Here is a 9,602-nt window from a genome sequence, read left to right as displayed (position 1 = left end):
TGGTTACCGGAACGAGGCCAACTTCATCGCGATGATCTACCTGATCGGCAGCCCGGTGGGCCGCCTGCTGGATCAGGCCAAATCCACATGAAACGACGAAGAACCATATATTGACAATCACCATATCTGCAATGGAGTCGAGATGTCTATTTGGGAAGGGGTAAGCGAATTCGTGGCAGTCGCTGAGACAGATAGCTTTACCCAAGCATCCAAACGATTAGGTATCTCTACCGCTCAGGTCAGTCGACAGGTCAGCGCATTAGAAGCCAGGCTGTCAACCAAGTTGCTTTATCGAACAACTCGAAAAGTCTCCTTGACCGAAGAAGGGCAGATTTATTATCAGCACTGTCGACAGGTTCTCGACGGATTGGAAGAAGCCGAGCGAGCCATCACCAACCTGCAGCTTACGCCAAGAGGCAGGCTACGGATGACGGCCCCCGTAACATACGGCGAGAAGGTTATTGCTCCCCTGATCAACAACTTCGTGGTTCGCTATCCGGAGCTTGAGGTACAGCTTCACCTGACCAATCAAAAAATGGACTTGGTCGCCGAAGGGTACGATCTCGCGGTGCGTATGGGGGAGCTGGAAGATTCTAGCATGATGGCAAGGCGGCTATCCTCGAGAGCTCAGTACGTATGCGCCTCTCCGGAGTACCTTTCCAATCATGGTACTCCCCATTCCTTGTCGGAGCTGGAACAGCATAACTGTCTGCAGGGGAACCTGGATTACTGGCGTTTTAATGAGAGGGGAAAATCCAGAAAAACCAGCGTAAAGGGAAACATCACTTGCAATAGCGGCTGGACGCTCCTCGATGCTGCGCTAAAAGGCATCGGGATCGTTCAACTGCCAGATTACTATGTGAAACAGGCCTTGGATTCGGGGAAATTAATATCTCTACTGGAACATTACCAGGAAGACGATGAAGGCATTTGGGCAGTTTATCCTCATAACCGACATCTGTCACCGAAAGTACGCATGCTCTTGGACTACTTTAGTGAGTCGCTGAACCGAGGCTCATGATTATACAACTTTTCAACGCCTAGCAGATTCGCATGGTAGTCTCGAGTTACAACTGTAACCCTATTGAAGGGTTCCCGGACCTTACCGTTGCCGTACCGCAAACAGGCGATGAGCACTCTCTTGAGAGCGCCCCGGGGCATCATATAGATCACGTTATAGATAGCCTCATGGGATACTCGATGGGCCAGGTATTGCGCTTGATCATTGAGATCTCTGTTATTACACTGTCTCCAACCTGGCTTGTTCCGTTAATGAGTCAATTGCCAGCCGTCGATGATACCGATACTGATGAGAATCCAGGGGGGAGCTGCGCCATTGCTCTGTCAACCTTGCTGCCTGCATTAACATGGCACTATGATAATCTTTCCCTTGAAGCTGTTTCAACATTCGTGCCGAAGGCGTCAACTCGGGATGCCGCAGTAGGGCGCTGAAGTGAGTCACAGCCCGAACATGGCCCTGTCCGGCTTTATCAAGCAATTGGGCAATCTCAGTCAAGTTGGCGAATAGCCTGTTGCTCCATTCCAGGAGGCTGATCTCACCCGCGGTCGTTTCCAGCAGCAAACCCACGTTTCGGCCATTTTCGGCGACTCGGATTTGATTTTTTCGCAGTCTCTGTTGTTCTTCGGCCGTGATCGACGGGCTATCTTGCAGCAGGCAAAACAGCAGAAACGTATCTAGTAAGCGCACCTGAGTCTCATCTATGCCCAGCGGCAGAAAGGGATTGATGTCCAGGTTACGCACTTCAATGTATTCCACGCCCTGCGCAGCCATGGCCTGCAGCGGTGTTTCTTCGGCTCTAGTCACCCGCTTGGGGCGGATATCGCTGTAATACTCGTTCTCCAGCTGCAGAATATTGTCGTTCAACTGGCGGCATTCACCCTCCACCTCGACACCGATCCGGGAATAACGCGGATGCGGTGTATTAAGGGCCCAATCCAGATCCCGGCTGTACTCTGCCAGGCTATTGGTGCTGATATTAAGCGTGGCCTGAGCATCATTCTGGTACCCGAGCCCACTCATACGCAAAGAGGTAGCGTGGGGCAGATAAAGGGTATCCTTGCCCAATTTGGCCAGCCTATGCGGACGGCCAGCCATAAAAGATTGGCTGAGCGCGGGGGAGGCACCGAACAGGTAGAGTAGCAACCAGCCGTAGCGACGAAAGTTGCGTATCAGGGCAAAATACTGGGCCGAGCGGAACTCGACCAGCGAGTCCTGACTGCCCAGCAACCGCCGGTAGCCCTGCCAGAAGCTATCGGGCAGGGAAAAATTGTAATGGATGCCGGCAATACTTTGCATGATACGTCCATAACGGACATCCAGCCCCCGGCGATAAACATGCTTCATCCGACCCAAGCGGGAGCTGCCGTACTCGGCGATGGGAATGCTGTCGTTGCCCTGCAGGGCACAGGGCATGCTGGCGGGCCACAAGTACTCGCCGTCTAACTGACTGGCGGTGTAACGGTGCAACTTCTCCAGAAACCCCAGTGTCTCGTCAACCTGCTCACCGGCGGGGGTAATAAACTCCAACAGAGACTCGGAATAGTCGGTGGTGATATAAGGGTGAGTGAGCGCCGCTCCCAGAGCAGGCGGGTGAGCCGTCTTTGCCAGTACGCCACCTGCGGTGACCCGCAAGGCTTCTTTTTCGATGCCACGGCGAATATGGGCCAACTGCGGCAGTAGACCGCTGGCGGCAAGTTGGGCTAAGCGCGGGGTAAGGGGTGACGTCACAAGGTACCTCTATATCATGTAAATCAATCAGGCAAACAGGCCGGTATCGACCGTATTACCGGACCAGAAGCCCGGCAGGCGCTGGATATCACCCATCCCTGGTGAATCAGTGGCTGTATCCCTGAGACAGCTTAATTAATGCGATCCCGCCGACGATTAACACCATGCCGCCCCATACCGACCAATCCAGGTATTGTCGTACACAATGTAGACAGCAAGGTCACCGTCATGACTGCCAACCCCGCCCACAGGGCATGGGCAACACCGAGCGGCATCCCTTTCATGGCCTGCCCTAGACACAAGAAGTCGATCAAATGCCCCATGATGACCAGTACCGCAGGGACGGGCTTGTTGAAGCCGCGGCTGTCCTTTAACGCCACATGGGAAGCACACACCGTATCGGAAACAGCCAGCTCATCTTAGAGCCCTTTATAGTGGGGATTGAGGATGTCTTTAAGGCGTTTAAGCAGTATCAGTGCCGTGACCCTGCCCCAACCGAACAACACCTGCTGATGCAGCCGAAAAATGGCGTCGTAGAGAGTGCGGATCAACCGCCCTTTCAGTATCAACTTGTTATTAGCCAGGGCACCTACCGCATTGTTATGGCCAATGGCGATGACCATGCCGCCGTCATGGAACACGAAAGGTTGCAGTTTGCGACCCTTTAACCGTCGCTTGAACTGCGTGGCCAGATGGCATGCCGCCTGGTTTGCCGCCTGCGCCCTGGGCGGTACGAAAGAACCGTCCGGCTGAGGGCATTCGGCACTGTCACCGATAACGAAGATGTCCGGGTCCTGCCAGGTCTGCAGGGTGGCGGACACCTTCAACTGGTTGAGGTGATTGGTCTCCAGGCCATCCAGCTCAGTCAGCCAGTCGTCACCTTTAATCCCGGCGGCCCAGAACTGCAGATCCGAGCCAATACGTTCACCATTGGCAGTAAACAGGCAACCGGCCTCCGCCCGCTGAATGCGGGTTCTCACCCTCACATCAACGCCCTGGCGGATCAGTGCCCGACGGGCCTGCTCCGAAAGTCTGACCGGGCCTGCAGGCAGGATCCGTTGTGCCGCTTCAATGAGAATGATCTGTAAGTGCGCGGCTTGGCTGTAACGCCCCAGACGCTGGCTGACCTTGGCGAGCTCGGCAGCTAACTCAACCCCGGTGGCACCAGCGCCAACGATCACAACACGGCGAGGCTCATTAGCCCTGAGCAGTGGGTTGATGTGCTGCCAGGCTTGCTGAGCCTGGTGCGGTGAGTCCATAAACAGGCAATGTTCCGATACGCCTGGGGTGTTAAAGTCATTGCTGCTCGCTCCTACTGCCATCACCAGATAGTCGTAGTCAAGTTCAGTGGCCTGACCATCGATGCCGCGCAGGTGCAGGATCTTGCCGCTGCGGTCCAGCCCGGTCATGGAGGCCTGGACATAACGGTAGCCGCTGCAGACCGCATGTTGAAAATAGCTGACCGCATTCAGCTCATTATCGAAGGTGCCGGCAGCGATCTCATGGAGCCGGGGTTTCCAGTAATGGTGGGAGGACGGCTCTACCAGGATCACTTCATGGTCCCGACTGCCTTGCAACTGACTGCCCAGTCGGGTGACCAGCTCAAGACCGGCGGCCCCGCCGCCGACAACTACGATTTTTGACATTGTGACCCCCAATCAGCGAGCCTTTGGTCATTATCCGAAGGAAAAAAAGAGTTTCGGGACAGGTTCCCGAATGAATTGCTGATATCATATTGTCATTTCACCTGGCCATTAACAATCGGCTTAATATACAAATTACTTTTTACTGAGTGTAATAATCGGCAAGGTGATAGCCGTTTATTGCAGGCAGCCCCCCTGGGGAGTAATGGCAGGCGGAAGTTCGGTTTCTTCCAGGGCTCTTAGCAGGCTGATTTCAATGGCACGGGACATGGCCATCAGCGGAAGGTCGTTAGTGGATAAACCAAACGGCTCTTCCAGTTCTTCGCTCAGGGCATCCAGCCCGAAAAAGGCGTAGGCGATCACGGCGCAGACCAGCGGCGTGACCGCGCCCAGGGACGCCACCAGACCAAAAGGCAACATCAGGCAGTACAGATACGTAGTGCGGTGCACCAGCAGCATATAGGCGAATGGCAGCGGCGTATTCTGAATGCGCTCGCAGGCCGCTAACACGCTGGTCATGGACGTCAGCCGTTCATCGACGCTCTGGGCGAAGAAGTCCGACAGTAATTGCTCACGCCGGCAGTAACCAAGTTTTTCTCCCATCAGGCGCAGCAAAAATTCCGGTTTGTTGTCCGCCTCTGCCAGCGCCGCATAGTGCTCCGCATCGACGTAGCCGGCGATGTCATCCCAAGCATCGGTGCAGCGCAGCTTATGGCGCAATGCGTGCACGAAGGCGATGACCAGGAGCACGAAACGCCGCCGGGTCAGCAGGTTTACCTCCGATTCCAAATCCATAAAGGCGTTCATCTGGCGCGCCAGGCTTCGCGTATCCACCACCAGCTGTCCCCACTGCTGCCGCGCCTCCCACCAACGGTCGTAACTGGCGTTGTTGCGAAAGCCGAGAAACAGGGACAGGGCGATACCCAGAAGTGCGAACGGCGTGGTGACATAGGAGGGGAAAAAACCCGGCCGGTAATACTGTACAGCAGCGACCACGGCGCTGAGCAACGCGACGAACAGAATCTGCTTGTAAATCTTCTGAATGATGGAGCCGCGTAGGGTAAAGAACAGCCTGAAGGGGTTGGGTTTCGATCGGACAATCATCGCTTTCTCCTGGGGTGGGCAGCACCGTGGCGACGCGTTTGCCGCGGCGCCACGGCTTGGGCCTTACAGACCCAGGTGTCGGGCATGAAAACGCAGGTGCTGCTCGATAAAGCTGGCAATGAAATAGTAGCTGTGATCGTAGCCGTCGCGACCATGGAGCTCCAGGGGATAGTCATTGGCCCTGGCGGCCGCTTCCAGCATCTCCGGCTTGAGCTGCTCGACCAGGAAGTCGTCGGCTTCGCCTTGATCCACCAGGGCCGGCACCTTGGCATCGGTCTGGCGCATCAACAGGCTGGCGTCATAGCTTGCCCAGCTGTCGGTATTCTTGCCCAGGTAGGCCGAAAATGCCTTCTTGCCCCAAGGGCAATTGACCGGGTTGCTGATCGGACTGAAGGCCGACACCGAACGATAGCGTTCCGGGTTGCGCAGGGCGATCACCAGGGCACCGTGGCCACCCATGGAATGACCGGCTATGGCGCGCTTGTCGCTGACCGGGAACATGGCCTCGATCAACTGGGGCAGCTCATTCAGCACATAGTCATACATGCGGTAATGGCGATTCCAGGGCGCTTGGCTTGCGTTGACATAGAAGCCCGCGCCCTTGCCCAGATCATAGCCGTCATCATCGGCCACCTCATCGCCGCGGGGGCTGGTGTCCGGCGCGATAATGGCCATGCCCAGTTCGGCAGCGATGCGCTGGGCACCGCCTTTCTGCATAAAGTTTTCATCGGTGCAGGTCAGGCCAGACAGCCAGTACAGTGCCGGCACCTTGCCACCGCTTGAGGTCTGCGGAGGCAGGTAGATGGCAAAACGCATGGAGCAATTCAGGGTTTCTGAATAATGGCTGTACTGTTTATGCCAGCCATCGAAGCTCTTGTTGCAGCTCAGATTTTCAATGGTCATAAGGTACCCTTAAAAAAAGCGGGTCGCCTGCGGGGGCAGGCGACCGCCTGGCTTACTGGTCGAAATGAATGACGGTACGGATGCTCTTGCCTTCATGCATGAGTTCGAAGGCATCGTTGATCTTCTCCAGCCCCATGGTGTGGGTGATGAAGTCATCTAGCTTGAACTCGCCCTGCATGTAACGCTCGACATATCCCGGCAACTCAGAGCGCCCCTTGACGCCGCCAAAGGCAGAGCCTTTCCAGACCCGACCGGTGACCAGCTGGAACGGACGGGTGGAGATTTCCTGACCGGCGCCGGCCACGCCGATAACGACAGACTCGCCCCAGCCTTTATGGCAGCACTCCAGAGCGGAGCGCATCACGTTGACGTTGCCGATACACTCGAAAGAGTAATCCACACCGCCGTCGGTCAACTCGACGATCACGTCCTGGATCGGCTTGTTGTAGTCTTTCGGGTTGATGCAGTCGGTGGCACCCAGCTTGCGGGCCAGCTCGAATTTGCTCTCATTGATGTCGATGGCAATGATGCGGCCGGCCTTGGCCATGGTGGCGCCGATAATAGCCGACAGGCCGATGCCGCCCAGCCCGAAGATGGCCACGGTCGCGCCCTCTTCCACCTTGGCGGTGTTCATCACCGCCCCCATGCCGGTGGTCACGCCGCAGCCGAGCAGGCACACTTCCTCCAGCGGGGCTTCCTTGTTGACCTTGGCCAGGGAGATCTCCGGCAGCACCGTGTATTCGGAGAAGGTGGAGCAGCCCATGTAGTGGTAGATGGGCTGGCCGTCCTTGTAGAACCGGGTGGTGCCATCGGGCATCAGACCCTGGCCCTGGGTCTCGCGGATCTTCTGGCACAGGTTGGTCTTGCCGGATTTACAGAACTTGCACTCGCCGCATTCCGGGGTATACAGGGGAATCACGTGATCCCCCACCTGAACGCTGGACACGCCTTCGCCTACCGCTTCAACGATACCACCGCCTTCGTGGCCGAGGATCGCCGGGAAGATGCCTTCGGGGTCCTCGCCGGAGAGGGTGAAGGCATCGGTGTGGCAGACACCGGAGGTCACCACGCGCACCAGCACTTCGCCGGCCTTGGGTGGCATCACATCCACTTCCTCGATGGACAGCGGCTGGTTCGGCCCCCAGGCGACGGCGGCTTTGGATTTGATCATCTGAGTCATCAGGCTCTCCTGTGGTTACAGTGCGGCGGCAAGATGGCCTTGCCTTCTCGCTAGCGGCGATTATATTTGTCTCCGGATGAATGATAATAACCCGTAACGACAAATCACTTTTACGGTATAGAAAAAGTTTTTTGATTTCATTCCGAGGGATAAAAATGCTGAGTCCTGGCGTGGTTAATCATTACCAGACGCTCATCGCTCTATTTCCATCCCAAGAATAATGATTATCGCTCGGTGGCTTCGCGGGCCAGTTGCATGGCATTCTCACTCACGGCGATATGGCTCGGCGACTGGTGGTAGGCGCGAAGCTTGAGCCGGACCTCGGCCATGGCGGCACTGTCGCCTGCGGTGTCGAAGTCTCGAGCCACGACCTGACGGTCGTAATCGCCGTCGACCTGTCGGGTGAGGGCCGACAGCGGCTCCTGGTTGAGCCGCAGGGCTCGATCGGTGGCTGGATCAGCCTGGGCGGACAAAGGCAGAGCGGCGAGCAGCAGACTGGCAGCGATTGACTTGGTTTTCATGGAAGTTTCCTCTTGTTACTTGAAAATGGGTCTTGGCTTTTAATGGGAAGCTAGCGAATCTCAGCGATAACCCCTGCCTTGATTCGATGTGAGCATTCTATTTTTTTCACAAATCGAGATAAACATGGCAATTATAAAATGATCATTTCACTACAGTAATAATACGGCTCTTCGTCGTTGGGTGTGGAATTCGCCCCCTGAGCTGGGCCAGGATATGACCTCCACATGGACAGGAGGTATGGCATGGACGGCACCCAGATTCTGACCCTCGGCTTGGGCCTGGAAGCACCTTGGGTTCCTGGATTCATAGAATAACCGCAGCACTTTGGACCACGAGGTAGAGGCGGGAGGGGCAGCGCCGGTACCCTTCTCGGCTCACCTACCAAAGTGAAGCAGAGCATGGGATACCGACAGCTGACCCAGACCCAACGATACCAGATCTATGCCCGTCATGACTTGGGCATGAGCCGACGTCAGATCGCCAGAGAGCTTGGCATCCACAACAGCACGGTCAGCCGGGAGCTGCGCCGCAACGCTACCGACAGCGGTTACGAGCCTGAGCAGGCGCAGGCCTGCAGTGATCATCGGCGACGCACTGCCTGGAAGAGGACAAAGCGCTTGCCCAGCATGATTGCCGCTGTCGTCGACCGGCTGCGAGAGGAGTGGAGCCCAGAGCAGATAAGCGGTTTCATGGGGCCCTTGTCTGGCGGCGGCGTCAGTCACCAGTGGATCTATTCCTTAATCTGGGATGACAAGGCCTGCGGTGGCGATCTCTGGAAGCACCTCCGCCAGCCCAAACGGTGCAGCAAGCATCGGGATCAAGCCAAGAGCGCAGGACTCGGCAAGATTCCCAACCGCGTGGGCATCGAGCATCGCGCGGCTGAGATCGATGAAAGGCGCTTCATTGGCCACTGGGAGGGTGACACCGTGGTCCAGGGGCACAAGCAGTCGGGCTTGGTCACGCTGGTCGAGCGCCGTAGCGGCTATCTGCTGGCGGCACGGTTGCCGAGGCTTTCGGCGGAGCTGACGCAAAAGGCCATGATTCGGCTGCTAAAACCTCGCCGCGGTGCTGTCCAGACCATCACCCTGGACAACGGCTCGGAATTCGCTGATCACGAGACCGTGGCCCAGGCGGTAACGGCAGCGACGTACTTCTGCGATCCCTACTGCTCCGGGCAGCGTGGGACCAATGAGAACACCAATGGCTTGATACGACAGTACTTCCCCAAGGGAACGGACTTTCGACAGGTCACCGATGCCAAGCTGCGCAAGGTGGTCGAGAAGCTGAATGACCGACCCCGAAAGCGTCTCGGCTATCGCACACCGGCACAGGTGTTCCTGGGGGAATATTCAGGAGCCCTGGATACCGCAGGTGCTGCGCTTGTTGCTTGAATTCAGGGTTCTCAAGGACCAGCACCTGGATACCGCCGTCTCGCCCCACCGCCTGGACCTCTACGTCGAGGCCGAGCGGGGCAGCCTCTACCCCTGCCCTGAGTGCGGCA

The 9,602-nt window shown here is 56.9% G+C and carries 10 protein-coding genes and 1 pseudogene; 3 read left to right on the top strand and 8 right to left on the bottom strand.

Annotated elements, in window-relative coordinates; genetic code table 11:
• The first annotated feature begins 142 nt into the window (after window positions 1-142).
• The gene (locus tag ABD654_RS03525) at window positions 143-1,021 is read left to right on the top strand and encodes a LysR family transcriptional regulator (RefSeq protein WP_344702361.1); all 879 of its coding nucleotides are present in this window, start codon (window positions 143-145) and stop codon (window positions 1,019-1,021) included.
• A gap of 74 nt (window positions 1,022-1,095) precedes the next feature.
• Here the strand turns inward: ABD654_RS03525 and ABD654_RS12170 are convergent.
• The 8 genes and pseudogenes from ABD654_RS12170 to ABD654_RS03495 all read right to left on the bottom strand — a co-directional run.
• Window positions 1,096-1,197 (bottom strand): annotated as a pseudogene (locus ABD654_RS12170) (IS30 family transposase); the annotation flags it as partial.
• 43 nt (window positions 1,198-1,240) lie between these two features.
• Entirely contained in the window at window positions 1,241-2,749 is a 1,509-nt protein-coding gene (gene gshA / locus ABD654_RS03520) for a glutamate--cysteine ligase (RefSeq protein WP_344702359.1), read from the bottom strand.
• Between the two features lie 131 nt (window positions 2,750-2,880).
• Entirely contained in the window at window positions 2,881-3,129 is a 249-nt protein-coding gene (locus ABD654_RS12165) for a DMT family transporter (RefSeq protein WP_425552705.1), read from the bottom strand.
• A 39-nt stretch (window positions 3,130-3,168) separates the two neighbouring features.
• Window positions 3,169-4,395, bottom strand: coding sequence for an NAD(P)/FAD-dependent oxidoreductase (locus ABD654_RS03515; RefSeq protein WP_344702357.1), 1,227 nt, complete (start codon window positions 4,393-4,395; stop codon window positions 3,169-3,171).
• A gap of 174 nt (window positions 4,396-4,569) precedes the next feature.
• A complete protein-coding gene (locus ABD654_RS03510; RefSeq protein ID WP_344702355.1) occupies window positions 4,570-5,496 on the bottom strand; it encodes a bestrophin family protein in 927 nt (308 codons plus the stop codon).
• Window positions 5,497-5,559: 63 nt separating this feature from the next.
• Window positions 5,560-6,399 carry an S-formylglutathione hydrolase gene (gene fghA, locus ABD654_RS03505; protein WP_344702353.1) on the bottom strand — a complete coding sequence of 280 codons (840 nt, stop codon included), beginning with the start codon at window positions 6,397-6,399 and terminating at the stop codon, window positions 5,560-5,562.
• Between the two features lie 52 nt (window positions 6,400-6,451).
• On the bottom strand, window positions 6,452-7,579 hold the full coding sequence (locus ABD654_RS03500) for an S-(hydroxymethyl)glutathione dehydrogenase/class III alcohol dehydrogenase (protein WP_425552704.1): 1,128 nt from the start codon (window positions 7,577-7,579) through the stop codon (window positions 6,452-6,454).
• A gap of 224 nt (window positions 7,580-7,803) precedes the next feature.
• Window positions 7,804-8,100, bottom strand: coding sequence for a hypothetical protein (locus ABD654_RS03495; RefSeq protein WP_344702351.1), 297 nt, complete (start codon window positions 8,098-8,100; stop codon window positions 7,804-7,806).
• 399 nt (window positions 8,101-8,499) lie between these two features.
• Between ABD654_RS03495 and ABD654_RS03490 the strand changes: the two genes are divergently transcribed.
• Entirely contained in the window at window positions 8,500-9,492 is a 993-nt protein-coding gene (locus ABD654_RS03490) for an IS30 family transposase (RefSeq protein WP_344702349.1), read from the top strand.
• A partial coding sequence (locus tag ABD654_RS12160; RefSeq protein WP_425552703.1) for a hypothetical protein occupies window positions 9,389-9,602 on the top strand: 214 nt, incomplete at its 3' end. The genes ABD654_RS03490 and ABD654_RS12160, both read left to right, overlap by 104 nt.

It is taken from the genome of Halomonas cibimaris (assembly GCF_039537045.1).
Lineage (GTDB): Bacteria > Pseudomonadota > Gammaproteobacteria > Pseudomonadales > Halomonadaceae > Vreelandella > Vreelandella cibimaris.
This window is presented reverse-complemented; position numbering and strand designations above follow the sequence as displayed.